The following is a 26020-nucleotide window of genomic DNA, read 5'->3' as shown; positions in this document are numbered from 1 at the left end:
TCTTTAAATTAATCCCAAACCATTAACCAAGGATTCCACCAATCAACCTTTGTATAGTTGCCGCCATTCTTCTTGTCTCCTGGCACGCCTACTTTTGCACCATTATCTATCTGAAGGAAATAATAGTTTCTCCAGAACCAAGAACCAGTCTGTTTTGCACCATAAGCTAAAGTCCAATGTAATTGCCCACCAGAACCACACAATCTGATTGCAGGTTTCTTATAATGCTTTATTTGGTCATATGCAAAAAGATCTGCAAAGCACAGAGCTGGATTAATCCATATTTTCCCATTGGAAGCAATAGGCATTGTCCACCCCATTTCTCCCGGAGTCATCGGTCTTCCGAAAAGACGCAAAGCAAAATTTAAAATACCAAACTCTCCAAATGAAGAAGCATTATTATAAAAGAAATCATATTTATCTTTGCCTTGATTCACATAAAGGATATATCCACAAACCCAAGGACCACATGCACCACCTCTTCTGTAAGAATACTTTCTGTCATCATACTTATCAATCCATTTTAAACTTTCATCGGTACGACTAAAGATTCTTCTAAACAATCGTCCAAAAAATTTACCTTCATTATTAAGTTCTTCATCGCTTGTCTCTAAGAGTTCTTGTTCATAAGCACTTAAAGTATTCCAATATGCTTTAGCTTCTTCTTCTGTTCTTGCTAAGCTGACTTCCATAGAGTCTTTTAACGCCTCCACAGTCATATTTTTTCCATATTCGATCTCTTTATTAAGTTCTTCGTCTGCCACCATATAATCTGGTACTTTTTCAAAAGCACGTTGATCAGGTATTAATGTTGGAAGTATGTGAGTTTCCATGTGCTGGATAATCTCCTCACCTTCTAATTCTCTCATATTTTCCATGAGTACAGGAGTCCCATTATCAACTGATATAATTTGCTTGGGTGCTTTACCAGCCTTTGACCTGACTCCTACAAATTGTTCCCCTTTCCAATCCATAAAAATGGAAGGGTTGGAAGCATTGGATTTTGTTAAGAACTCATTATAATCAAAAACGCTGGAGTACACTCCGTTTATGACACTACTGTTTTTTCGGTTGGCATTGACACGTATTGTACCTATAGCATTGTTTTCCGAGTCAAATGCAATAAAATCATAAAACTTCGGCCAAGATTCCAAATTGTATATTACTACAGGATTTGGTGCTAAATGATAGCCGTTCCAGGCCATATCTTGGACAAATCCCGTTTCATTCATCTCTAACAAGGTGATTTTTCTCGCTAATTCAAAATCAAGAACTTTTTTATTCTGAGCTAATTCCTTTAATTCAACAGAGTCAGCATAAGGAATGTAAAGCTCTTGACGTTTGTGATTACTTTCTATTGAAGAACCTAATATCTCTGGAGAGAGGTCTTCGTTGTTGCACGCAAAAAGCAAAATCACACAAAAGGGAATTGATAATAGAGCTATTTTATTCATAAAATGCGAATTGAATATTTGTTACTTTGGCAAATATAGGAAAAGTTTATAATCCCTCCAAGAAACCGCAGTACATTGTGCAGCATATTAAAATGCTTTATGTATATTTAAGGGTTTGACACACATTGCATATACAAAGCCGCTATTGGTTACACAAGTTCTTCAAGCCTCTTCAAAAAAGAGTTAGCAAATTCTCTAACTAAAGGTTGGAGAATCTTCTATCGGCGAAGTACTCTTATGAACTTATACGCTGTCCAAAGGACAACAAAAGGAGCCGTAAAGAAACCACCTATGAGGTAAAGCAGGACCTTGAATACGTAGTAGAAATTCCATTGCCCTGTCGTCATTTAAGCCTGCGACAAAGTCTTTCCAATTTTTCGATTGGGGCAACACTGCCTTGATGGCATCGAATATCTCATAGCGAAACTTGTCTTCTCCTCGCAGTCGGTGGCGATTTACAGCCTTCTTCCCTTCCCCAAGTGTAAACCATAACGCTCGGTCAGTTCTCGGCAAATCTTTGTTGAGCGGTATTTCTCATTGCGGTCGCTGATGGTCTTGCCGTCATTGCCAATGCGATTGATACAAATGTGCAAGTGCGGATGCTGGCGTGCAAAGATACACTTTTAAGGTTGTCTCTACAAACATATTTAAAGTAATTGTTTTTTCGTATAAAATTCTTGTTTTAGAATTGTATTTCATCGGAAAATGATTATCTTTGCATTATAAGATTTAAGTGTTCTTTGAGGCAATGCAGAATAAAGAAAGGGAAAGAAACTCGCTCGTTTCCATCTCGTAACCCATTTACCCTTTATTCATTCTTATTTTATTGATTATCTGAAAGATACAGATTTCTTGAATCTTTTGCGGGCCATGTCCGTTGCAATCAGCATCTTGGCTTTTTCCTCCCGTTCCGTAAGCGGAGCTCTTCCCAACAGTTCGGCATTGCCCGTCTTGGCAAACTCCACCAATTTGGCGATGAACTCCTCCTGTTCGGGCGTTGGCGGGATATTGTGCATGATTTCGTTTTTCTCGGGTCGGTCTATGCCGATATCCTTTGCCGTCCGGTAGTCCGTTATCTGGGCGTAGAACGCTGCCAGCTCTGGTACTTTGATGAAATAGCGGAAACGCTCCTTCTGCACAATCTCGTTGGTGACGGAGAACTCGTAGTCGATACTCTTCTTGGCGAAGATAGCCGCCCAAGCATCGAAGGTCTTGATATTCTGCTGTTCCAATGCCTGCGGGCGGAGGTACTTAAAGAGCAGATACAGCTCCGTGAGGCTGTTGGAGATGGTCGTTCCCGAAAGGAAGGTTGCCCCCAAGTCCCTACCCGTCCGCTCCTGAATGGTGCGGATGGCAAAGAGCATGTTAAGTGCACGCTGGCTTCCCTCGCTGTTGCCTAATCCTGCCACACGGTCGTGGCGGGTATTGAACATCAGGTTCTTGAACGTGTGCGACTCGTCCACAAAAAGATGGTCTATGCCCATCGTCTTGAAATCCACCGCATCGTCCTTGCGGTTGTCGATGCGGAATTTGATGTCGGCAAGTTTCGCCTCCAAATTCATCTGACGCTTGACCAGTCCCTTTTCCATGGAACGGGAAATGGTGTGTCCCTGCTGACGCAACACTTCCAAGTTCTCCTCCACGCTGTCCAACTCATCCTGCAAGATGCTTTGCTGTATCTCGTCCGACTGGGGTATCATACCGAACTGGTCGTGCGTAAGGACGATGCAGTCCCAGTTGTTGTTCTTGATGTCATGGAAGATACGCTGCCTTTTATCGGGTGTAAAATCGTTCTTGCCCGGATAAAGCAGTTTTGCGTTGGGATATGCCGTTCGGAATGTCTGCGCAATTTCCTGCACGTTGGCTTTCAGGGCAAGAATCATCGGCTTGTTTGCCAAGCCCAGCCGCTTCATCTCGTAAGCCGCCACGCACATGATGAGCGTTTTTCCTGCTCCCACCTGATGGTCGCAGATGCCCCCTCCGTTGAGTTTGAGCATCCAAACGGCATCCTTCTGGCTGTCATACAGGCTTTCAATACCCAATCCTTTCAGATCAAGGTCGGGAAATGTCTGATGCGAGCCGTCATATTGCGGTCGCACAAAACAGTTGAACTTGTCGTTATACAGTTTTTCCAGCCGCTTCTTGAAATCGTCCGGCTGCTCGGCAAGCCAGTCTGTAAAGCCGTTTCGTATCTCGTCTATCTTTGAATTTGCCATCTGTATGGCTTCCGTATCCCTTACTTTGACCTCCTTGTCTCCGACCATAATTTTCTTGGTAATGTCAGGAGAAGTATTCAACAAGGCGTGCTTCATCAGCGTAACGCCATCATAGCGGCGATGCTGTCCCCGAACACAGAACTTGTCCCAGATGTTGGCATTGTGCAGGCGTGCATCAACCGAGTACTCGTCCGCACTTGAATTGTAATGTATCGCCACCTCCGTGTCGAAAAGGAAGGAGGCATAGTCCGAGTATATCTGTACGGGAATCCATCTTTCCCCGAAGTTAAAGTCAAGGTCGGCGAAAGGAATGGGGACAGGCACGGCATCCCTAAGCGCCTGCATGGAGGCAGCGGCTCTTGTGTCTTCGGGATGCTCCAACAGATAATGCCCGATGTCGTCCGCCTTGGCGACCACATTCCCGGATATGAACTTCTCGCCCGTCTCATATCCGCCTTCCAACGGATTGTAATAGACCTTGCCGTTTAATTCGTTCAGGATGTCCTCTTCCGTTCCGTCGGGCAACAGGGAAGCCATGTATTCGAGATCCACGCTTCCGAACTTGTTCAGGGAAGCGGAAAGGGCTTCGGCGGCAGTCTCCACCTGCGTTACCTCGTGCAAACTGAAAGAGACCGGCTGAGTGAAGATGTCCGCCTTGACCGTCTTGCCATCCACCTTGCGTTCCAAGAAAAGTATCTCACGTCCTCCAGCGTCCATCAGAATCATTTCGTGGTTCTTGCGGTCGTTGAGATGCCCGTAAAGACGTACAAAACGGTCATACAGGTCATTGAGGTGCTGCCGAAGAGAAACATTCTCCGCCTTGTGCTCCGCTTCATAATCATAGAGAGCGTGATAGGCGTCTCTCAGGTCTATGTAGCCCTGCATCTTCTGCCGTTCTTGGGAAGAGAGGTCTATGGGCTGAAACAGGCGGTTGTCCTGCATATCACGGACAAGCGTACCTACCTGAAAGTCCGAGGCGAGCAAAGAAGCCTCTTTGAGGTGTTCGTGCCATAAGCCCTCATAGGGACGTGCCAGCATCCCTTTCTCCTTATCCTGCTGCCACCACAGCTCGCCCGTATCTTTTAATCCATTTGCCGTCTCGCTGCTTTGTGAAGTCTCGGGAAACAGAGAGGGGGAAGAAACCGGCTTCGGTTTTGCGGCTGCTTTACGCTTGGACTTCTTTTCTTGAATGACATTTCCGAAGAGGTCGAACAGTTCCGTCTGTGGCGATACATTCGTTTGAATGGGTTCCGTAGTCGCGGGCTTTTCTTCTGTGTGTGCACCATCAGAAGACAGAGGCTTTTGCACGGTCTGTTTTTCCTCAGAATGAGCAGGGAGAATAACTTCGCTCTGTTGCTGTGTGGGGATATGTTGTTGGTATAATGACAGGTCTAACCGCTTTTCCAAATCTGCCCGCAGGATTTTACCCATATCATTGGCAATGCCTTCCGCCCCTCCGCTGTGGTGGAACAGGATGGCAGGTTTCCCGTAAGGATCGGTGTCCTGCTTCCACTCGGTATGCACGATTTGCGACATACTCCGCAGATAGGTGTTGAACATTACGCCGCTGGGACGCTTCCCGCTCTTGATGAAACGCTGCTCCTCTTCGGTAAGGCATGCCTTGTTACTATTCTTTTGCAATACAATCAGGTCGCTGCCCACTTCCGTGCCGGCATTCTCCGAAAAGAGATTGTTCGGCAGACGGACTGCTGAGACAAGGCGGGTATGGCTCATCAGCCATTCCCGAACAGGCTCGTTCGAGGGAGCGTTCATAACGCCTTGGGAGGTAATGAATGCCAGCACGCCACCTTCACGAAGCATATCCACGCCCTTGACGAAAAAGTAATTGTGCAGGGACATGCGTGCCACCTTGCGTGCCGGCTCATCCGTCTTGCTGAAGACCGGGTCGAAGACGGCGATGTCCCCGAAAGGAATGTTGCTGCTCACCACGTCGAAATAGCCCTCGAATTTGGACTCAATTTCCTCAAATCCACGGATGCGTATCTTGTCGTCGGGATGCAGGGCGGAAAGCAGTTGTCCCGTCAGAATGTCTTTCTCAAAGCCGAATGTGGTATGCCCTTCGGTTGCGATACCGTAAAACGAGCGGATAAACTCGCCCATTCCTGCCGACGGGTCGAGTATCTTGCCAGGGGCAATACCTGCCTCTTGCAAGGAAACAGCAATCTCCCGTACTACGGGTTCCGGTGTATAGAAAGCGGTCATCACCGAGTTTTTCAGACTCTGCATATAGCTTTTGTACTGAGTCTCCGAAGCGGTGTTGTCCCGAATGACCCGATGCAGTTCCATAACCAAGGGGAAGAGTTCCACTTCCGACTTGTTCCAGCGTGCGATGTCCTCCATCGAGTTTGCCGGTGAAAGAATACACTTTAAGGCACCGAAACCCGTATAAGCCCGCAACACCTTCATTTCCTCCTCCGTAGCCGTGCGATGCTCCCGATGGAGGGTAAAAACCGTTTGGATGGCATCTATATTTGCCCGAAGATGCTCTTTCTTGTTATAGCTTGCCATCTTCTTCGAGTTTTAATTGGATAAAGCCCGTCAATTCCGTGTAGAGGGCATTGTATTCGGGGGTATAGGCGAAGTCGTCCGAAATCGGGTATTTGGAGAAGACTTCCTCCGCAGACGGACGCAGCCGTATTGCCGTCTCGCGTACCGCTTCGAGTGGTACATCGGCCGAGAACTCGTTCCACAGAACGGACGTGAGCGTGTCGTGTCGGGAGAAATGCAGTCCCGCATAAAGGGTTTTGTTGGCGATGCCGATACATTCGGCTACGGAAAAGCCGTTGTCAAAGGCTTCGGTATAGGCTTGCGAGGCGGCTTCGGCACGCTCCTTCACGAAAGGAATGTCGTCCGCCAGCTCGGGGTGGCTCTCCCTGAGAAATGAGAGCAGGGAAAGTTCGTAGTATGAAAAATGAATGACTGTCATATGAATGATTTTAGTGAATGTTATGGATTGCCCGAAAAGCTAATTAGTAATCAAGAGAAAGCTAATGAGCTTTCAGCCGGTTGCTCGGTATCTTTTCTGTTATTACTCGGGATCTTTTCGGAGATTACTCGACATCTTTTGAACGACCGTTTATCGGCTCTGAAAAAAACTTCTCTAAAGAATACTTTTTTGAGGCATAACCCTATAATGCAAAGGCACTCGACGTCCCCGCCGAGTGCCACCACTAAAATCCGCAGTAAAACAATAAGATTGTTATGACCGCATCATTCAGTGGCAAAATTAGCAATTTACGGGGATTTATCTTCGGGATTTGCCCGTTTTCTTGCGTTCGGGGAAGACAAAAACCGTTTTGAAGTCCCCGTCTAACGAGAGCGAAGCCTCGAACCGCTTGCCGACTTTGGAGGTAAAGCCCTTGATGATGTCGGTCTCTCCGTTTACAGCCAATCGGGTCAGCTGCTCGTCTGTGAGGCTTTTGCCCGCAACGGTGCGGAAAAGCGTCCATCCGCAATCGGCATCCGAACACTTGGCACATCGGGGATAGAAGACCAATGAGCCTTTGCCGCACTTGGGACAATGGATATCACTTCGCCTTTGAGGGAAGAGGATTTTGGACGAGAGCAGTTCGTCCGTAATCTGCGTGGCATAAGACTCGATGTCCTTGCGGAAATCTTTTTCCTTCATCTCTCCACGTTCTATCTTCGCCAAGTCTGCCTCCCACTGCCCGGTCATCTCGGCATTGCCGATTTTCATTTCCTTGACGATGGAATAGAGGACAAGTCCTTTTTCGGTAGGCACGAGCGACTTCTCCTTACGTACCATATACTCGCGGGTAAAGAGCGTTTCGATGATGGCGGCACGGGTGGCAGGAGTGCCGATGCCGCAATCTTTCAGACAGGCACGCAGTTCCTCGTCTTCCAACTCCTTGCCTGCCGTCTCCATTGCAGAAAGTAAGGAACTTTCCGTGTGTAGCGGTTTGGGCTTGGTTGTCCCTTGTGCCAACGAACAGGCGGAGATGGCAAGTTGCATGCCTTCGTTCCATTCCGGAATGAGGACTCCTTCGCCATTCTCACGGCTTTCTCGCTCTTCGGCTTCGAGCTGTTCCTTGTCTTTGCCTTTCTCGTTTTTAAGGATGCTACGCCAGCCTTCCTGCCTGATGATTTCTCCTTTGAGCGTGAACCTTACACCTTCGCACAAGGCGGTTACGGTGGTAACGTCTTTCTCACACCGAGGGGAGAAGGCTTCCAGCATACGCCCCGCAATCATATTGTAGATGACCGCTTCCTCTCCGAATACATCTATCGGCTTTTTGCCCGTGATGAGCAGGGCGTGGTGGTCGGTCACTTTCTTCCCGTTTACCGACCGGGCATTGAGGACGGAAAGGTTACGGGTATGGATACCCCATACGGGATGGTCGTGCAGGAAGGCAATCAATGCGGGGATTTCCTCGAAGACATCCTCCGAGATATAACGACTTCCGGTGCGCGGATAGGTAATGTATCCTCTTTCATAAAGTTTCTGTGCCAGCGTGAGGGTCTGTTCTGCCGAATAACGGTGTCGGCTGTTGGCTTCCTTCTGCAAGGTGGTCAGGTCGTACAAAAGAGGCGGTTCCTGCTTCGCCTCCTTGCGGACTATCGTTTCTATTGTGATGTGAGAGGCGGCTTTGATCTTCTCATACCGGGTGGTGGCTTCTTCCTTGTTGAAGCAGCGTTCGGGATTAGAGAAACGGAAGCTCTCATCGCCGTCCTTTACGGAAAGGCTTAGCTGCCAAAACGGTTGTGGCGTAAACTTTTTATTTTCCCAGAAGCGGGAGCAGACCATGCAGAGCGTCGGAGTCTGTACCCTGCCTAACGAGTAGGTGCCATAACCTGCCGCTATGGAAACGGCTTGGGTGGCATTGATGCCCACAAGCCAGTCGGCTTCGCTGCGTGCTCGGGCGGCATAGTAAAGATTGTCGTACTCGGCTCCGCTTTTGAGATGGGCAAGTCCTTCCCGAATGGCTTTGTCTGTGAGCGAACTGATCCAGAGTCGCTCAAAAGGCTTGGCGATGCCGAGATACTCGTAGATGAACCTGAATATTAACTCACCCTCACGTCCTGCGTCGGTGGCTACGATGAGGCTCTCTGCCACTTTGAAAAGTTTCTCAATGACTTTGAGTTGGGCAACGGCACTCGGGTCTGCCTTGTAGCCTTTTCCGCTCTTGACTTGTCGGGGAATAAGGGTAAAGATGGGAGGCAGGATGGGAAGATTTTCACGATGAAAACCTTTGAACCCGTAGGCTTCGGGCATGGCCGCCGTTATCAGGTGTCCCAATGCCCATGTGACGGTGTAGTTACTGCCTTCTATATAGCCCTCTTTTCTGTTTGTTGCCCGAACGACGCGGGCTATCTCACGGGCTACGCTCGGTTTTTCTGCTATGATGACTTTCATACGATTTTACTTTTGGATGTTAGTGGTGGCGGATTACATTTTCATTCCCTTGGAACGCTTCTGTTCCTGTTTCTCTTCTTTCTGCTCGGCGATGGGCTGTGTCTGTCCTTCTTTCAGAGGCTCTTTCACATGCTTCGTCGCTTCGTTGGTCTTGCCTTCGGAATTGACGGCGACCTGTGTCTTGGAGGCGTTGTCGGGAACGACTTCTTTCGTTTGGGACTTGTCGGGATTCCACTTGAAGAAATCGAACTTGTCCTTCTCGAAGTTAGCACGGACGTAGGCGTTGAACGGCTGTCCCTGCTTATCTTTCAAGCCTTCCATATAGACCGTTCCTCCTTCCTTGAGCTTGGCTTGCTCCTCCGGTGAGACCTCCCTTCCCAACAACTTCTTGGGGATGCGGACTCCTTGCCGCTTCTCTTGATTTTCTGTTTTACGGCTTTCCTGCTGCTGTCCTTGGCTTTGTTTGGGCGAGCCGAAACGAAATTCAATCGCCCGCTTGTCGGCGTTGAACTGGAGGTTGGCGTTGAAACTCTTTCCCGTCTTGGCGGTCATTCCCTCCACATAGATGCTCTTGCCTTCCGACAAATCCTTCTTCTGATCTTCGCTCAGTTTTACGCCCTTGATTTCATCGGGGATGCGAACTTTATCGGCACTCAAAGCGATGATGTCGTTGGTCAGTCGGTCGATACTCACGAAACTGCGGGTGGGTTTATCGCTATTGGGAAAGGTCAGTTCCACGGTACGTCCGAGGTTGCCCGTTTCTCTCAGGGCATTCTTGTCCTCGTCGGTGAAGGTGTGTCCGAAGAACTCCCGCTCCAACTGAGGCTCCTTGCGGATGGCGTGGACAACGGGGATAAATCTGCCGTCCTCTGTCTCACGCAATGAAAGGCGTGCGTCCGTATGGAGAGCTACGTCTCCGATTTTTACGCTGATGGGGACAAGGTGGGGTGATTTTCGGTATTTTAGCATGGCTTCAAGCTCCTTGCCCTTTTCAAGGCTCTCACGGCTCACGCCCATCTTGGAGAACTGCTCCCAGTCGATTTTCTCGGGGTCTATCCCTTGAAAGGTCTGTTTCTGCTCTCCTGCATAGTCCGAAGGATTGACACGGACAGAGTCCAGCATCTCTTTGTTAGAGGGAACATCCGGTGCTTTGAGCATCTCGGAGAGAACCCGTGCACTGGCAACAACACCCTCGAAGGGGACTTTGAAAAAGTGGAATTGTGTGGGGTTCTTGAACTGCCGCATGAAGTTGGAGAGGAAGTTCTCCAAGGCATTGCTGTGCTTGTCGAACTTCAGGAAACTCTGTTCATGCTCGGCGGTGGGCGGTACTGTCTTCAGTCCGCCTTTCTCGTCCGTCCCTGCGACGGCTTTGAGATTCTCGTCCTTGGAATCTTTCACCAAAAGGACTTCTTGATCTTTGATTTTTTCGTCCATATTACAATGTATTTAATGACACCAACAGCGGTGCATGGGCAAAGGTAAATCAAAGAAACTGTGCATATTAGCAGTTGGAAATAACTGCGTACTTGTGGCGTTGATATGGATGGAAGTGGCAAAAAAAGAGGTATGGCTCAAACCATACCTCCATATTTTTATTGATTAAATTACTGCATCGCCAGCAATTTGCAGTACATTCCGTCATGGGCTGCAAGTTCTGAATGCGTCCCGTTCTCTACAAGACGTCCTTTGTCCATCACAATAATCTGATTAGCATTGCGAATGGTTTGCAGGTGATGGGCTATGACCAAAACTGTACGATTTCGGATAAGGGCGGACATCGCCTGTTGTATCTTATATTCATTAACAGGATCGACATTGCTCGTTATCTCGTCCAAAAGAATGATGGGAGCATCTTTGAGGAACGCACGGGCGATTGAAAGCCTTTGTTTCTGACCTCCGGACAGTCCCAAACCATTTTCTCCGATTTTTGTTTCATAACCTTCTGGCAGACTGATGATAAAGTCGTGTATCATCGCCCGTCGTGCCGCTTCCTCGATTTCTTCCTGCGTAGCATGTTGATTGCCCACTTTGATATTATTGGCAATGGTATCTGAAAAGAGAATAACATTCTGCATCACCACACTGATTTTGCCGAGTAGATAATCATAGTCCATTTCTCGAATGTCTATACCACCGATACGAATACTGCCGGTCTGCGGTTCCCAGAAACGAAGTAACAGGGTGGTAATGGTTGTTTTACCAGAACCTGACGAGCCAACAAGTGCCGTTACCGTTCCTTCGGGAACATGGAACGTGAGATCTTTCATCTCAAAACCTTCCTTCTCATAATGGAAACCAACTTTGTCAAAGGAAAGATTGAAATGGGTTGCTGTTTTCGGCTGTTCAGGATTGGTGATAACAGGGGCATTCAACAAATGGGAAATGCGTCCGTAGCTGTCCTTTACCTTGATGTAATTCAGCCAATGACTTTCCATATTGACAAAAGGCTTGTAGAATTCTTTTGAGACGATGACGAACATCAGATAAGCGAAAAGAGAAAGTTCCCCTTGCTGTGTCCACCAAAGACCGATTGTAGCCATCAGAGCGAAAGCCAATTCTATCAAAAAAGTGTATCTGCCCACACTTACAGCAGCCAAACGGGAAATATTCTTACTGCTTTCTCCAAATTCACTGACAGAGTGGTCGAGTCTGTCACGGAACATTCCTTTTCCTCCAAACACTTTCAAAACTGGGATGCCCTTAACATATTCAACAAAGAGGCTAACCATATCCGCCAGATTATCCTGTGATTCCTCTTGTGCTTTCATTCCCGAGCGAATGCCCCGATACAGAGAAAATAGGGCAATGGGAAGAATGGCAACCATCGTCAATCCCATGCGCCAGTCCACACAGAACAGCCCGATGCCAAGTATCAGCGCCACGATGAAATCGGCGGACATTCGCGTCCAAAGATGACCCACAACCATCTCCATATTATCAACGTCTTTGTGAATGACTGTACTTATCTCTCCCAGACGCTCATTGGTATAGAAACCGAGTGAAAACATTTTCAGTTTCAATATGATTTTCTCGCGGATACGTTTCACAAGATCAAATCCGGCAAAATGCTTACTCATATCGGCAATGGCATTGGATATGGTTTTCAAGACCAGCAGACTGCCGAGTACCCATGCTGCCGAAATGAAAGAAATGCTTTCTCCCTGTATATGACGGTCGATGAGAAACAAGACTGTGAGCATTATCGCCGTGCCGCAAAGGGCATAAACCACGAAAAACAGTGCGGAGATAATCAGATGCCGCACTCCGCGAGCGGTCAATTCATTCAGTATATTGCGTACCATTCTTATTCCTCCTCATCTTTTAATTGCCATTTACTTACTTGTTCCTGTGTTTCCGTCATATTGCGGTACAGAGAACAGTCTTTCATCAGTTCTTGGTGTGTTCCTTTCGACACAACCTGCCCTTTGTGCATCACAACAATACGCTCCATATCCTGAATGGTATTGAGACGGTGGGCAATCGTAATGACGGTCTTGTTACGCTGCAATTCATCAAGAGCTTCTTGAATTAGTTTCTCATTCTCTCCGTCCAATGCGGCAGTAGCTTCATCGAGAATAACTATTGGAGAGTCTTTGAGCAACATTCGGGCAATGGAAATACGCTGTTTTTCTCCGCCGGAGAATTTTACGCCGGCTTCGCCTGCCAGCGTATCATAACCATTCGGCAAGCCCATGATAAAATCATGAATACGAGCACGCTGTGCTGCCATTTCCACTTCCTTTTGTGTGGCGGTTGGTCTTCCTATACGGATATTATCCCGAATGGTTGTGTTAAAGAGAAAAACCTCCTGCTGTACCATCGAAAAATAATCAGCGATATTACGTTCGGAGAGTTCCGTAATATTCTCTCCTCCCAGTCGTATAGTACCTGTTTGGGGTTGCCAGAACCCCATCATCAAACTTGCCAGCGTGGTTTTTCCCGACCCGGATTCGCCCACGATTGCAGTATGGCTTCCTCTCGGAAATTGAAGACATACATCTTTCAGCGCATTGTCTTTCTTGTTTGGATAGGAGAATGTAACATGCTCGAAACAAACATCCGTCTGTGTCGTATCGGTTTTCTTGTCCGCAGTTTCCTTTGTCTGTACCTCTGTAATGGACTGTACTTTTGCCAACGACTGACCATAGACGATTCGGAAATGTTGGAATGTTGCCAACTTAGCAAAGGAGGACGAGAACAGTCCGCCCAATATCAGGGCAAGGATAAAACGAGCCACCGTCAGTTCGCCCGAAGTCATCATCCATAGCCCGACAAGGGTCATTACCACGATACCACCTTCCAGGAACATCGTTATGAGCGCCATCGGAACAGTAACGCAGAACATGCTCCGCTTCACCCAATGAATATAATCGCGCATACCGCCAAGTACCCGTACCGTTCTGTTTTCCTCGTTACTGAAAGCCTTGATTACCGATATGGTAGCCACATATTCCAAAAGGTCTTCCGACATTTTTTGCGTACTTTCCATAAAGTGTTGAAAGTTCTTTCCCCAAAGTGTTTTGACAGCCATTTGCAGGAGAAATGCCACAGGCAAAAGAGAAATGAGCGACAGCCCCAAACGCCAGTCCAACACCATAATGATTATCCAGAGTAAGACAGGAAAAAGCGTAGCCGAAAGGATTTCGGGTAATCCGTGCGCTAAATAAATTTCAATTTGTTCCACATCATGGTTGATAATATTCACCAATTCGCCAACTTTCCGTTCTTGAAAGAAACCGAGTGGCAAGCGTTGCAGATGACTTATGATACGCAACCTCAATCGTGTAAGGGCATTGTAAGCCGACCGGTGTGCCCGCCAAATTGAGGTTCCATAGAATACGCCTCGAAGCATTGCAAATAGTATCATTATTCCTCCAATACCCCAAACTATTATGGGAGAGAGTGTGCCATTTATCAACTTGTCCACAGCCCACACTACAAGCAGTATAGGGAGTGTGCCTAAAATAAGGTGCAATATAACCACAGCATTGGAGAGCAGGCTACGGCTCTCCCGTTCCTCATCAAGAGGTCCGACTTTTTGTTTATCCATATATGTGTCGTTTTGATCTTTTCTGCTGCAAAAGTACGGCAACAAACAGGGATAAAATAACCCCGATAAGCATTACACTGCCCCAAAACAACAATTTGCTCGCATATAAACGCAATAGGGGTATAAGCGTGGATAATAGGGTTATTTATTTGCTCGGCAGGTAAGTACCTTTGCACAGAATCTCACAAACAAATATGATATGTCAATCAGCTCAATAGTCCATTTATACAAAAGAATGCTCATTGTCGGCTTTCTATTGTTGTGGTCTTTTCCTATGTTTGCACAACTGCAACCAACAGAAATAAAAGTTATTGATGCAGAAAATGGGAACAGTATAGAATTTGCCGCCGTACATTGGAAAGGTTTGAATGCTCCAACGTACACAAATGGTACGACTACAAACAGGAAAGGTATTGCAAAACTAAGTGCATCAAGTAATCAAAAACTTATGCTTATGGTAAGTTATGTCGGTTATCAGACCATTACCGATACGATTACTGCAAATGGGAAGCGTTATACCATAAGACTACTCCCGGAATCAACAGAGTTAGCAGATGTAGTGGTCTTCGGAAAAACAAAAGCACAAGTTCTCAGAGAGTCGCCTGAAGCAGTTTCTGTAATAAATGCGAAAGAACTTCAAGGCAGATCTATTTCGTTAGAAACCGTTTTGAATAAAACCATAGGTTTGAAAGTTGGGCAGACCGGCGGTTTGGGAAGCAGTTCGAGAATTATTGTTCATGGATTGGAAGGAAACCGCATTCAAATCTTATGGGACGGAATACCAATGAGTACTTCTGACGGGGCTTTTTCTCTTGATGAAATTCCGATAGACATTATAGAAAGAATAGAAGTCTATAAGAGTATCATACCCGCCCGTTTCGGATGTGATGGATTGGGGGGAGCCGTCAATATCGTTACTAAAGAGTTTAGTACGGACTATTTAGATGCCTCGTATGAATTCGGGTCTTACCAAACACACAAAGGAAGCGTCTTCTCTCGCAAGAACTTTCCAAAGAGTGGCGTTCTACTCGGTGCGGGAGGCTATTATACATCTGCAAAGAATGACTACTCTTTCAGAGTTCCCGAGAGAGAAAATCTGTTGGTAAGACGTGACCATGACCGTTTTCGTTCGTATATGTTGAAGGGAAAAATTGCTTTCACGAAACTTTGGTTCGATGAGATTAGTACCGAGTTCGGGTATTACAATCGTTTCAATGAAATCCAAGGTATCTTAAAAAACATACAACATGCCGAAAACCAATCAGGAATGTTTATGTTGGAAAACAAACTGATAAAAAGCGGAATGCTGAACGACCGCCTTAATCTTGAGTCCCATTTCTCCCTTTCACATACAACAAACAATTTTGTGGATACGGCACGAGTTAATCACGATTTCGAAGGAAACATATATCCGAGTCCGAATGGGCAGGGAGAAACAGGAGATGTTCCTCACAACTCAAATGACAAAGGCTTGGAAATCAATGAACGTATCAATTTTGATTACAAGTTGTCTGCCAATCACAGTTTGAATCTGAACACACTTATTAACTACGCCAGAAAACAACCGAGCGACAACATTGCAAGTCAGCATGCAGGTTTTGTTATCGGAGGATTTCCCAGTAAAAAGACCAGTGTCATTTCGGGGTTGACTTGGGAGTCAAAACTCTTTGATAAGAAACTGACGAATATGCTTTCCGCAAAGTATTTCCACCTCCATTCCGAGATAGAAGATTTGACTTCATACGAGCTGATTGAGGCTCCGAAGAAAAAGAACAATACGACCTCACAAATAGGCTGGATAGAGGCAATAAAATACGAGCCCTTCAGAGGTTTTCACTTGAAAGCATCTTACCAGCGGGCAATACGCCTTCCCAATTCACAAGAACTATTCGGTGATGGTATCATCACCTTTCCTGCAGCCGGATTGAGACCAGAGAAAAGCCACAACTTCAATCTGGGGTTCTTAATAGACAAAAATGATGTCCTCGGCTTATCGCGATTGCAGTTTGAAGTGAACAGCTTTTATATGCAGGTAAGCGATATGATAAAATTGATGAAACAACACATGGCAGCCGGATATGTAAACGCAGAAAAGGTACATATTAAAGGTATAGAAACCGAAATAAAATTGGACATATCGCCAACGGTCTATGCCTACGGAAATCTAACTTATCAGGATGTGCGTGATGTCTTGAACTATTTACCCGGTACCCAAGCCCCCAATCCGACAAAAGGATTGCGACTACCGAACATTCCCTATTTGTTCGCCAACTTCGGGGCGGAGTATCACAGCAACCGATTATTCAAGAATTGGTATGTCAAGGCTTTCTGGGACGGCAAATTTACTGAGGAGTTCTTCTACTTCTGGGAACTTACCGAATTACAGAAACGACGTATTCCCCGCAGTTTCGTCAATGACATAGGGCTATTGTTGACCTACAAAAGCAAATATTCCGTAGCCTTGGAATGCCATAATATAATGAACAAAGAAGTTTGGGACCAATTCCGCCAACCATTGGCAGGACGGACACTTCACCTCAAATTCAGATATGTCTTCTCAAAAGGAATTTTCTAATTTAACAAATATAAAAAGATGAATACAACAATTTTCAATCGTATAGCTTTTTCTGCTATGCTGGTCGGCTTCATAGGGCTGACATCTTGTAACAAAAATGATGAACCTACGCCTACTCCTCAAGAGGTTCAGCAACATTTCACCTTTGTGCATTATGTGGACAAAAGTGCTTATGTAGGGACATTCAGTGATTTGACTCCTCAAGCAACCGACAATAAGAAAGCATTTGAATTCGGGTTCGGTTGCTATCTCTTTGCTAAGGGTAATACAGTGCTTGTACCCGAAGGGAAATTCGGGGATAAGATACATAAGTTTACAAGAGGTGCCCATGGAGAACTGATAAAAGCAGGTACTATGACATTTGAACAGATGGCTCAACCCGGAGAAATTAACTTCGTTGATGAACAGCGGGCATACGTTGCTTTGCACGGACGTGGAAAAATTGCGTTAATCAATACTTCAACATTGCAAAAGGAAGATGAAATTGACCTCTCGTCTTATGCGGTTCAAGACAACAATCCTGATCCCGGCTGCAATGTCATTCGAGATGGAAAGATGTATGTCGCTCTCAATCAACTTAACTCTCCCCACACCTCCGTACCGGGTACTGGAGCAGAGGTAGCTATCATTGACCTCAAGACGAAAAAGACTGAAGTTATCAAAGATAACCGCACAAGTGTTGTAGGATTGTTCCGCCATTCTGACGCATTCATAGACGAGCGGGGTGACATCTACTTTTACAGTGCGGGTAACAACTTCAATGTTGCCAATAAGGAAGGTTTCCTGCGTATCCGCAAAGGAAGCGACAAATGGGATACCGATTATCTGTTCAACCTATCGAAGACAACCATAAAAGGAATAGGCAAAACAGGGCAGTATATAATTAAGTCTTTCTATGCAGGTAATGGTATTGTGTATAGTTGTGTGAAAGTAACGGATACAGAATTTGGAATACTCAAGAAAGACTTCCAACCCGTGAAAATCGACATTTGGAACAAAACCATCGAAAAACTTGATTTGCCAATGACTGACAGCAACGGCTCTTTTGCCATAACTCGCTACAAGGATTTCATCGTCTTTGGAATGACATGTAACAATGGTACGGGCTATTACACCTACAATACCAAGACAGGCGAATGCTCGCAAAGACCGGTTGTTACTGCCATAGGAGTACCTTCAAGTTTAGTCGCATTTGAGTAAGCTCCCATTAAAAACATTTCTCATGGAGCTATTGGTCCTTTTCTGAGAGTAATACGGATAAAAACCTGCGATAATTCGAGTTTTTATCCGTATTTGTTTGTAACTTTGCAAAAAGACATAAAATATGACTATAGAATTTTGTGCCATCAACAAACCCGAAGATTGGATGGAGATGGTTGCCGAGCAATTTGGTACATCAGTAATAAACGATGGATTTACCATTCCTTCTTCTATGGGTAGTGGATTCTTCAAACAATATTATCCTCTGCCATGGCTCACATTGACTTACATCAGTTTCATAGCATACGAGCCGATAACTATGATACGTCGCTCGGTGGAAAACTCGAAATGGATTCCTGTGATGTTCTATATCAATGAGCATAAGCACGAGCAGATAATTGGAACAAGCACAAAAACGGTCGGAGTGGACACGCTCGATGGCATTTTCATGCCTTCAAGTAGCATCCCGACTGAGTGGAGTTTTCCTCCAAAGAAACGATACGAAAATATTACACTGACTTTCAATAAGGATTGGATTGAAAAGATTGATGCAGCACATGAAACCTATATCGGTCGTCTTCTCCAATCGGACAAGGCTTTTTATTTGTTTGAAACCATTACACCTGCAATGCAACAGGTCTTGGATAACATTAAGTCAATAACTGAAACAGGCAATCCTTTTTCAATGCTTCATTTGCATGGAAAAACTATGGAATTACTGACGATGTACTTTGAAAAGCTCGAAAAGCGTTCGGAAGTAAAATCTCTTGCCAACCTAAACTTGAATGATGTTGAATCAGTATTCCGTGTTCGTCGTCAGATTCTTCAAAGTCTCAGTAATGTACCGAGTGTTCCCAAATTGGCACGTGAAGCCAATATGAGCAGTTCCAAACTACAAAAGTGCTTCAAGCAGGTTATTGGAAAAGCCATCGCCGAATATGCCCTATCCGAAAAGATGGAATGGGCAAAACGACTGCTTTCCACTCGCCTCTACTCGGTGTCAGAAGTAGGCTATAAAGTTGGATATGCCAATCTCAGTCATTTCACGGAGGCTTTCTGCAAATATCACAGGATAAAACCCAAGCAATATCTTGATTCGTTGTAATTCAACTTAACAGGGGTACAACTATACTTTTTACGGATATTTTGTCTCAATAAAACATATGAACTTTGCCCGTAAATTAAAAGGGCAACGAAGATAACACCTGATGAGAATCTTCTTTTCATATCTCTTGCTCTATCATCTGTTTTGACTATTCAATGTTATTCAGATGTATTTACTCTTTCAGAAGAATAGTAAAACCATTCATAGATTAGGAATATGAAAAGACTCGTAAAAAAGAACTCTTTTAAAATGCTACTCTCTGAAAATACAACGAAAGCTACTGCTTGCTTAATTAGAGAAATCTTAAAGCTTGTAGAGACAGAGAAAAAATTGGAGGCATTATTTCGAACCTTGCATTACACTCGATTTCAATTGCAGATTATCCATGCGAGTCCTGCCTTAACAGTCGAAATGGGGGAAAAATGTATCGGAGTTACTCTTTGTCATTGACACAGAACTGAAACTGCTGGATATGCGGTTGCATGGATTGTTCCCTGCTCCGCAGAAGTCTGTCAGCAATCTCCGTTGGACAGGCAAAGCGACAGATTTAGTGGAACTCCTTTATGCTCTCGACACCTGCGACTGTATCAACAACGGAGAAATAGGTGTGGAGGAGTTGGCAGATGCTCTCTCTGAAATCTTCGGGGTGGAGATAAAGAACTGCTACAACGTATATATGAATATGAAGCGTCGCAAAGATGACAGCCGCACCTATTTCCTTGATGAACTCCGAGAGAAACTCAATAAGCGTATGGTGGAAAGCGACCTGAAAGGAGGTAAATTCAAGAAGCGATAAAGACAAAGAGAAGCACTCCGACTTATCCCCCTGACACTCTCACTTGTCGATTACCTGAAGTTTACAGCGATTTTATTTGTGTGAATAGATTAAATTGAGTATTTTTGCAAGCAGAATTGAGTAAAATACTCATCGCAACTGAGTAAATCTATCATTGGATTTGAGCATGAACTATATTCGCAAACAATATCACACGCTGAAAGCACGCATTCTGGAGCCAAGGCGTTTTATTCAAGTATTGGCAGGTCCGAGGCAAGTGGGCAAATCGACCCTCGTGGGGCAGGTGTTACAAGAGGTAGCCATTCCCTATTCGGTAGAAGTGGCAGATGCTGTCAATCCGAAAGACAGCGACTGGATACGCCGCGTGTGGGAAGGAGTACGAACCACCATGATACTCCGCAGCGAGACTGAACGCCTGCTTGTGATCGATGAAATTCAGAAGATTGACAATTGGAGCGAGGTTGTCAAAAGAGAATGGGACGAGGACACACGCAAGCATATCAATCTGAAAGTGGTACTATTGGGTAGCAGTCGTCTGTTGCTCAAAAGAGGACTTACGGAGTCGTTGGCGGGGCGTTTTGAACTTATTCGCCTCGGGCATTGGAGCTATCAAGAAATGCACGACGCTTTCGGAGTGACACTCGACGAGTATATCTACTTTGGCGGCTATCCCGGTGCCGCGCACATGATAGGCGACGAGAAGCGTTGGCGTAAGTATATCAAGGATTCGTTGGTGGCACCTGCCATCGAGAAAGATGTGCTGATGACCTCCAACATCTACAAGCCTGCCCTTATGAAGCAGTTATTTGAGTTAGGTTGCGGCTATTCTGCCGAGATACTTTCGCTGACCAAACTGATGGGACAGTTGCAAGATGCAGGAAACGTAACTACGTTAGCTTCGTATTTGGAGATACTCGACCAGTGTGCATTGCTGACAGGTTTACAAAAATATGCCAATGATGATGCCCGCAAGCGTGGCTCCATTCCCAAATACCAAGTGTATAACAACGCCTTGTTGACAGCATACAAAGGCAGGGCGTTTCTTACGGACAGAACGGACACAACACTTTGGGGACGATGGGTGGAGAGTGCAGTGGGCACTCATTTGCTGGGCATGGCAGAGGAAGCGGATTACCAAGTGTATTACTGGCGAGAGCCTGCAAGGAACAGAGTAGATGGAGACAAAGAGGTGGACTTCGTCATCGTAAACGATGGAGAGGTGACGGCCATTGAGGTGAAAAGCGGTCGTCGTGGCATGAACTCGGGTCTTCCTGCCTTTGTGGAGGCATTCCACCCTAAAAAGTCTTTTGTCGTGGGTTCGGGCGGTGTCTCATTGGAAGACTTTCTGAGAAGCGACATGGAATTGTTGTTGGGATAATCTCATATTCCGACAGCTGAATATAACACTAAAAGTCAATAAGCCTCTCAGGCGCGTCGAAAGACAGCATATTTGAGGGGCGTTCTTCATTTTATAAAGGAGCCGAAATGAAGAGAACACAAGATGCTGCAAATCAAAAGGGAGGTATTCCGGTTTCGGAGTATCTCCCTTGATTTATTTTCTGCAACTATTGGTCGCAGAAATTCTTCGAGTCTTGCACAAGTAGATTAGAAATTCTCCAACCTTTAGTTGGAGAATTTACGATCTTCTATCGAAATGCCTTTATTACCCTGAACACAGTCCACAAGCAGGTGAAAGGAGCGGTAAAGATTCCGATGACAACAAAGAGAAGGAGTTTGAATATGTAATAAACTATCCACTGCCCATTTGTCCCTGCCACCATTTTATAAGGAATGTACTTTTCCACGAAGAGATAGCCCGACCATATCGCCATCAGCGTATATCCTGACATCCATCGCATATCCTCAAAACCTTTGGTTGCCAAAAAGTTCCACCTGAAACCTATGGCAAACAGAGCTGCCAAGAGTAACAAACTACATACGCTCCTCCACTTCTCGCCTTGTCTTCTCTTCTGAAAACAAGGCGTGCAAAGTATCGGCTCATACTTTTCGGTACATTCGGCACAAAGTCCTTTCCCGCAATCGGAACACTGGGCTACTGCAGCCCTATCTATATGATTAAAGCAATTCATCTGATTCAAGTTTTACGACTCCAAAAATACAAAAAAACCGCTTTTCTGTCCAAGAAAAACACCACTTATTTTTATGATTTCTTGGTAGTTAAGAGCTTCGATAGTTCAGGATCATCGGCTATCCGTTGCAACTCTCGCTCCACGATTTCCCGCACCTCCGTTTTCACACGGTCATAGTTTGCCTTAATCTCCTGTTCCATCATATCCTCTCCGTTTTCATTTGTGAAGTCAGTAAGAACAGGTATCGGACGATAGGCTTCCGTTTCCCTTGCCACCCTTGCATTATCCACTACAATCTCACAGTGGAATATCTTCTGCTCGATACGTTCGGAGAAGTTATCTGCGACCGCTCCCACGAACATTCCCTGTGTGAGCGTGGAAATCTTGCTCTGTGGAATCAGGCTGTCCATCTGCGTGGATATGGAGGTCGTCTTGTCGCCTCGGGTGATGCTCATGCTCTGCCGTTTCTGAAGCACCTTGCCAAACCTCTCCGAGAGCGTCTTTGCCGTTTCGCCGACCACCTGACCGGAGAAAATGTTTCCGACAGTGTTCATCACCACGGCAGCTTCCTTGTCTCCATAATCCCGCTTCAACTGTGAGAAGTCCTGAAAGCCCAAGCATACCGCCACCTTGTTGCTTCGTGCGGTGGCTATCAAGTTGTCCAATCCCTTGAAATAGATGGTGGGCAGCTCGTCGATGAGCACGGAACTTTTCAGCATTCCTTTCTTATTGATGAGCTTGACAATGCGCGAATTATACAACCCCAATGCTGCTCCGTAGATATTCTGTCTGTCAGGGTTATTCCCTACACACAGGATTTTAGGCTCTTGGGGATTATTGATATCCAGTGTAAAATCATCTCCTGTCATAATCCAATAGAGCTGCGGACTTATCATCCTTGACAAGGGTATCTTGGCGGAGGCTATCTGTCCCTGCAACTGGTCAGCCGCCCCTCCGAGCCAAGCATCCATGAAAGGAGAAAGATAGTTCTCCAATTCAGGATATGAGGTGAGTATCGGAAAAATATCCTTGTACTTGCGGCAGAGAAACTCTATGGCATGCGGGAAGGTGCAGTATTTCCCTCCCTCGAAAATACGGAGATACCAAATGATGGCGGCGAAGAGTACGATGGGCGACTCCACGAAGAAATCCCCTTGCTTCTGCACCCACGTCTTATTGAGGTTGAGCATAATCGTATAAGCCGATTCGTAAGCATCCGATATGTCGCTCATAAAGTCGGGGTGTATCGGGTTACAGCGGTGTGACCGACGAGGGTCATCGAAGTTGATCACGTAAAACTTCGGCTTAACCTTATACCCTTCCGAGTGACGTAGCAAGTGATTGTAAACAATCGTAGAGAGGTCGGGATACTTGAAGTCGTAGCAGTAGATGGCAAAACCTTTCTCAATCTGCTGCTTGATGAAATTGTTGATGATGGCATAGGACTTACCGCTGCCCGGTGTCCCCAAGACGGAGACCGCACGAAAAGGATTCACGACGTTTATCCACCCTCTGTTCCACTTCTTGCGGTAATAGAATCGGGTCGCAGATTGACTGAGTACTCGTTCTCCAAAAGCTTTGTCTCCTGCATAAAGGATTCGTTCTCCTGATTGAAGACATCTTCCATCAGGTTGTTCTTCAAGAGGCGGCTCATGTAGAGTCCCGCCATCAGCAGACATACATACCCTATGGTTATCGTAAAGGTGTAGAGCGCTGCATTGGCTTCAATGGGTAGCGGCAAGGCAAGTATCCACCAATTGAGGAAGAAAAAGACAAAGCCAATGCCCATAAATACCCATATTTTCGACCACGTGATATGCTCCTTTTTAACGCCCTTCGTGCCCAGACAGGAAAGCCCCATCAGTACCAATGCAAAGAGTTTGGTGTAAAGCATATTACCAAATAGTCCCGCTGTGCGGTGGAAGTTCATCAGAATCCTATCCACCACACCGATATTCATTCCCCATAACCGTATCGCTTCATAGCAATACCAATAGAGGTGGGCTACTACCAATATAATACTTACGGCACGCAGAAAATCCATGATTTTCGCCAGTGCTCTCAAATCGTCTTCTTGTTGCATAGTTTTTCGTTTAATTTCGTTCTTACTTTTATGATTGTTGAAATTGTCTTATAAGACTTTTCAAATTGTCTTATAGGACAATTTTAATTCCCTTATAAGAGAATTTGACACCTCTGATAATTCCTGATAATCAACATCTTACAATCTTCGTTTTTTTTCTACACTTTAGAGATGGAAAATACGGTTTATAACCGAGGCTTCTTCTGTTTCTTCTTTCTCTGCATCCGTCTACGGAACTGTTCTTCCTCCCAATCCGTTCCGTTGGCTTCCATAGGCAAATCAAGAAGACCGCCCAAGAAGGAATTTTCTTCCGACGGGAGCGTATGAGATGCAGACTGATTTTCACCTTGAGGAGTATTAACAGAGAGTTCGGGATGCGGACGGTCGAACCACTCGGCAATAGCGTTTGCCGAAAATTCCTTGCCCAATCTCGAGCCATTGATGACACAGCCGTTGTTATGGTCTATAAAGGTGACACCATAGAGCCGCCCTTCCTCGTTCTCTCGGAAGATGACATCAATACCCCTGTGATGCAGGTTCCCCCCTGAAATCCTCTCTTGTGGCAGAACGCTTCAATGCTCCGGCTACGATTGCTTTGGTCTTAGGAGCAAGATGCTTTTCCTTCAGTTTCTCCTTTGACGCCTTGAATCTATTTTGCAGAGCTTCATATCCGACAGACTTCCCAAAGAGAGAGGATTTAAATACTTTTCCGACTTTATTCCCCTTGTCATCCGTGGCAAAGTAGAGAAGTCCCATATAGGTTTTTCCGCGTATCTCTCCCTTAACCTCCTCCACACATATATTATAGGTGGAGAGCAAAGCACGGTATTCCTTAAAACTCGGACAGTGGTAGAATTTCGCTGCCGGTCTGATGACCGAAACCAATTGCTTTTTAAGATTCTCTCCATCGCCGTAGCAGACTTTTTGCAGGCGAAACACTTCTTTTTCCTTCCGCATTTGCGCAGGGATCAAACCGTACTTCTGTTCCAGTTCTTTGAGAATACGGGTGCTGGTATAGAAATTATTACCATCGTTAATCTTCTTTCCCCGTTCATCGACAGCTAAGGTGACAATATGCAGGTGATGCCTGTCTATGTCTTCATGCTTATAAACGATAAAGGGTTGATTAGCGTAGCCCATCTTTTCGATATACTCCCATGCGATGGCAGAGAACTGCTCATCGGTGAGGCTGTCATCGGGATGCGGATTCAAGGAGATGTGTATAACCGGTTTCTTAGTGAGGACATGACTCGGCATATATGCCATAAAGTCCTGCATACAGGCGGATATATCGTGTGTCCCATCAGCCGGAGAGAAGACTTTGTTGGTCTCCAGAATCTTGGCAACGCCCTCGTTTACCTTCTCTCCATTGTACGCCAATGCCCCGAAAAGGGAACTGCCATAGTTTATCTTTGCGACCATTTCTCTTGAAATTCACGGATTAGATGTACGATTTCGCCTCCGACAGCCGCCAATTCGAGTGTCAGTTTCTCCAATTGGGCAAGCATCGCAAAGGCTTTTTTCTCGGTGAAATTGCTCTTTAAGGCGACCACAGCTTGGTTATAATTCACCCCGACACTGCGAAATTGTCCGTACAAAGTCGTCAGTTTTAGATAGTAATCAAGCAGTGAACGATCTACTTTTATCACTCGGAAAGTCTCATCAAAGACCCTTGCCTTGATGAAAACAGCCCTGTTCGGGACACCTGACTGTTCATAAAGCGTCAGGAAACGCGCAAACTCCGTGTCCGTAAACCGAACCATGCAACAATGGCTGGCTTTCTCTTTTTTCAAGGGTCTCCCCACATGTCTCTTTGTCATTTTACTTTGGATTTTAGTGTTTCACGGCATCACCGGCATTCAAGACAAGGCATTCTCTCTTCCAAGAAAAAACGACTTCGGAGTTTTTTCAGCCCTCTGCAAGAGCAAGAGTTCTGAGTTACCGAATTTATTTCGAGTAACGCAGGACATATCTTGCTATTTGCTCCGGCGCAAATAAATCCGTCCGCGAAGGACGGAAGTCGAGTCCCTCAAAAAAGAACGCTTTATGCCTCGAA

14 protein-coding genes and 4 pseudogenes are annotated in these 26020 nt (G+C 45.7%); 6 read left to right on the top strand and 12 right to left on the bottom strand.

What is annotated here, in order from left to right:
• Positions 1-8: 8 nt before the first annotated feature.
• The 8 genes and pseudogenes from H8527_RS01820 to H8527_RS01785 form a co-directional block, all read right to left on the bottom strand.
• Positions 9-1454 carry a hypothetical protein gene (locus H8527_RS01820; RefSeq protein WP_187545083.1) on the bottom strand — a complete coding sequence of 482 codons (1446 nt, stop codon included), beginning with the start codon at positions 1452-1454 and terminating at the stop codon, positions 9-11.
• Positions 1455-1802: 348 nt separating this feature from the next.
• Positions 1803-2062: pseudogene (locus tag H8527_RS01815) on the bottom strand (relaxase/mobilization nuclease domain-containing protein); the annotation flags it as partial.
• Between the two features lie 252 nt (positions 2063-2314).
• Positions 2315-6199 (bottom strand): annotated as a pseudogene (locus tag H8527_RS01810) (DNA methylase); the annotation flags it as partial.
• Positions 6186-6617: a DUF1896 family protein gene (locus H8527_RS01805; RefSeq protein ID WP_004364082.1), complete on the bottom strand. Its 432-nt coding sequence runs from the start codon at positions 6615-6617 to the stop codon at positions 6186-6188. The pseudogene H8527_RS01810 and the gene H8527_RS01805, both read right to left, overlap by 14 nt.
• A gap of 318 nt (positions 6618-6935) precedes the next feature.
• Complete coding sequence (locus H8527_RS01800) at positions 6936-9065, bottom strand: type IA DNA topoisomerase (protein ID WP_187545081.1); 2130 nt, start codon at positions 9063-9065, stop codon at positions 6936-6938.
• Positions 9066-9098: 33 nt separating this feature from the next.
• Entirely contained in the window at positions 9099-10499 is a 1401-nt protein-coding gene (locus H8527_RS01795) for a DUF3945 domain-containing protein (RefSeq protein ID WP_187545080.1), read from the bottom strand.
• Between the two features lie 170 nt (positions 10500-10669).
• Entirely contained in the window at positions 10670-12367 is a 1698-nt protein-coding gene (locus H8527_RS01790) for an ABC transporter ATP-binding protein (RefSeq protein WP_187545079.1), read from the bottom strand.
• A gap of 2 nt (positions 12368-12369) precedes the next feature.
• Positions 12370-14115, bottom strand: a complete 1746-nt coding sequence (locus tag H8527_RS01785; protein WP_187545078.1) for an ABC transporter ATP-binding protein — start codon at positions 14113-14115, stop codon at positions 12370-12372.
• Positions 14116-14314: 199 nt separating this feature from the next.
• On the opposite strand from H8527_RS01785, the gene H8527_RS01780 reads away from it, so the two are divergent.
• The 6 genes from H8527_RS01780 (at position 14315) to H8527_RS01760 (ending at position 21169) form a co-directional block, all read left to right on the top strand.
• Positions 14315-16690, top strand: coding sequence for a TonB-dependent receptor (locus H8527_RS01780; RefSeq protein ID WP_187545077.1), 2376 nt, complete (start codon positions 14315-14317; stop codon positions 16688-16690).
• A gap of 18 nt (positions 16691-16708) precedes the next feature.
• A complete protein-coding gene (locus H8527_RS01775) occupies positions 16709-17890 on the top strand; it encodes a hypothetical protein (RefSeq protein ID WP_187545076.1) in 1182 nt (393 codons plus the stop codon).
• A gap of 124 nt (positions 17891-18014) precedes the next feature.
• The gene (locus tag H8527_RS01770; protein ID WP_036870458.1) at positions 18015-18995 is read left to right on the top strand and encodes an AraC family transcriptional regulator; all 981 of its coding nucleotides are present in this window, start codon (positions 18015-18017) and stop codon (positions 18993-18995) included.
• A 216-nt stretch (positions 18996-19211) separates the two neighbouring features.
• Positions 19212-19445, top strand: coding sequence for a hypothetical protein (locus H8527_RS09690; RefSeq protein ID WP_036870456.1), 234 nt, complete (start codon positions 19212-19214; stop codon positions 19443-19445).
• 22 nt (positions 19446-19467) lie between these two features.
• A complete protein-coding gene (locus H8527_RS01765; RefSeq protein ID WP_036870454.1) occupies positions 19468-19791 on the top strand; it encodes an RteC domain-containing protein in 324 nt (107 codons plus the stop codon).
• A 166-nt stretch (positions 19792-19957) separates the two neighbouring features.
• Positions 19958-21169, top strand: a complete 1212-nt coding sequence (locus tag H8527_RS01760; RefSeq protein WP_187545075.1) for an ATP-binding protein — start codon at positions 19958-19960, stop codon at positions 21167-21169.
• Positions 21170-21437: 268 nt separating this feature from the next.
• On the opposite strand, the gene H8527_RS10000 is transcribed toward H8527_RS01760, so the two are convergent.
• The 4 genes and pseudogenes from H8527_RS10000 to mobA form a co-directional block, all read right to left on the bottom strand.
• Entirely contained in the window at positions 21438-21641 is a 204-nt protein-coding gene (locus H8527_RS10000; protein ID WP_370539215.1) for a permease of the drug/metabolite transporter, read from the bottom strand.
• 311 nt (positions 21642-21952) lie between these two features.
• Positions 21953-23964: pseudogene (gene mobC / locus H8527_RS01755) on the bottom strand (conjugal transfer protein MobC).
• 185 nt (positions 23965-24149) lie between these two features.
• Positions 24150-25386 (bottom strand): annotated as a pseudogene (gene mobB / locus H8527_RS01750) (conjugal transfer protein MobB).
• A complete protein-coding gene (mobA, locus tag H8527_RS01745) occupies positions 25371-25784 on the bottom strand; it encodes a conjugal transfer protein MobA (RefSeq protein ID WP_222935075.1) in 414 nt (137 codons plus the stop codon). The pseudogene mobB and the gene mobA overlap by 16 nt, the downstream one beginning before the upstream one ends.
• Positions 25785-26020: the final 236 nt, after the last annotated feature.

This window comes from Alloprevotella sp. Lung230 (assembly GCF_014385435.1).
GTDB lineage: Bacteria > Bacteroidota > Bacteroidia > Bacteroidales > Bacteroidaceae > Alloprevotella.
Note: the sequence above shows the minus strand (reverse complement) of the source record. Positions and strands in the feature narration are given on the sequence as shown.

What these genes read in the sequence shown, in the direction of transcription:
- H8527_RS01795 (WP_187545080.1), bottom strand. Translation starts at nt 10,499, where the DNA reads ATGGACGAAAAAATCAAAGATCAAGAAGTCCTTTTGGTGAAAGATTCC.
- H8527_RS01800 (WP_187545081.1), bottom strand. Translation starts at nt 9,065, where the DNA reads ATGAAAGTCATCATAGCAGAAAAACCGAGCGTAGCCCGTGAGATAGCC.
- H8527_RS09690 (WP_036870456.1), top strand. Translation starts at nt 19,212, where the DNA reads ATGAAAAGACTCGTAAAAAAGAACTCTTTTAAAATGCTACTCTCTGAA.
- H8527_RS01760 (WP_187545075.1), top strand. Translation starts at nt 19,958, where the DNA reads ATGAACTATATTCGCAAACAATATCACACGCTGAAAGCACGCATTCTG.
- H8527_RS01790 (WP_187545079.1), bottom strand. Translation starts at nt 12,367, where the DNA reads ATGGTACGCAATATACTGAATGAATTGACCGCTCGCGGAGTGCGGCAT.
- H8527_RS01770 (WP_036870458.1), top strand. Translation starts at nt 18,015, where the DNA reads ATGACTATAGAATTTTGTGCCATCAACAAACCCGAAGATTGGATGGAG.
- H8527_RS01820 (WP_187545083.1), bottom strand. Translation starts at nt 1,454, where the DNA reads ATGAATAAAATAGCTCTATTATCAATTCCCTTTTGTGTGATTTTGCTT.
- H8527_RS01780 (WP_187545077.1), top strand. Translation starts at nt 14,315, where the DNA reads ATGTCAATCAGCTCAATAGTCCATTTATACAAAAGAATGCTCATTGTC.
- H8527_RS01775 (WP_187545076.1), top strand. Translation starts at nt 16,709, where the DNA reads ATGAATACAACAATTTTCAATCGTATAGCTTTTTCTGCTATGCTGGTC.
- H8527_RS01805 (WP_004364082.1), bottom strand. Translation starts at nt 6,617, where the DNA reads ATGACAGTCATTCATTTTTCATACTACGAACTTTCCCTGCTCTCATTT.
- H8527_RS10000 (WP_370539215.1), bottom strand. Translation starts at nt 21,641, where the DNA reads ATGTCAGGATATACGCTGATGGCGATATGGTCGGGCTATCTCTTCGTG.
- H8527_RS01765 (WP_036870454.1), top strand. Translation starts at nt 19,468, where the DNA reads ATGCGGTTGCATGGATTGTTCCCTGCTCCGCAGAAGTCTGTCAGCAAT.
- H8527_RS01785 (WP_187545078.1), bottom strand. Translation starts at nt 14,115, where the DNA reads ATGGATAAACAAAAAGTCGGACCTCTTGATGAGGAACGGGAGAGCCGT.
- mobA (WP_222935075.1), bottom strand. Translation starts at nt 25,784, where the DNA reads ATGACAAAGAGACATGTGGGGAGACCCTTGAAAAAAGAGAAAGCCAGC.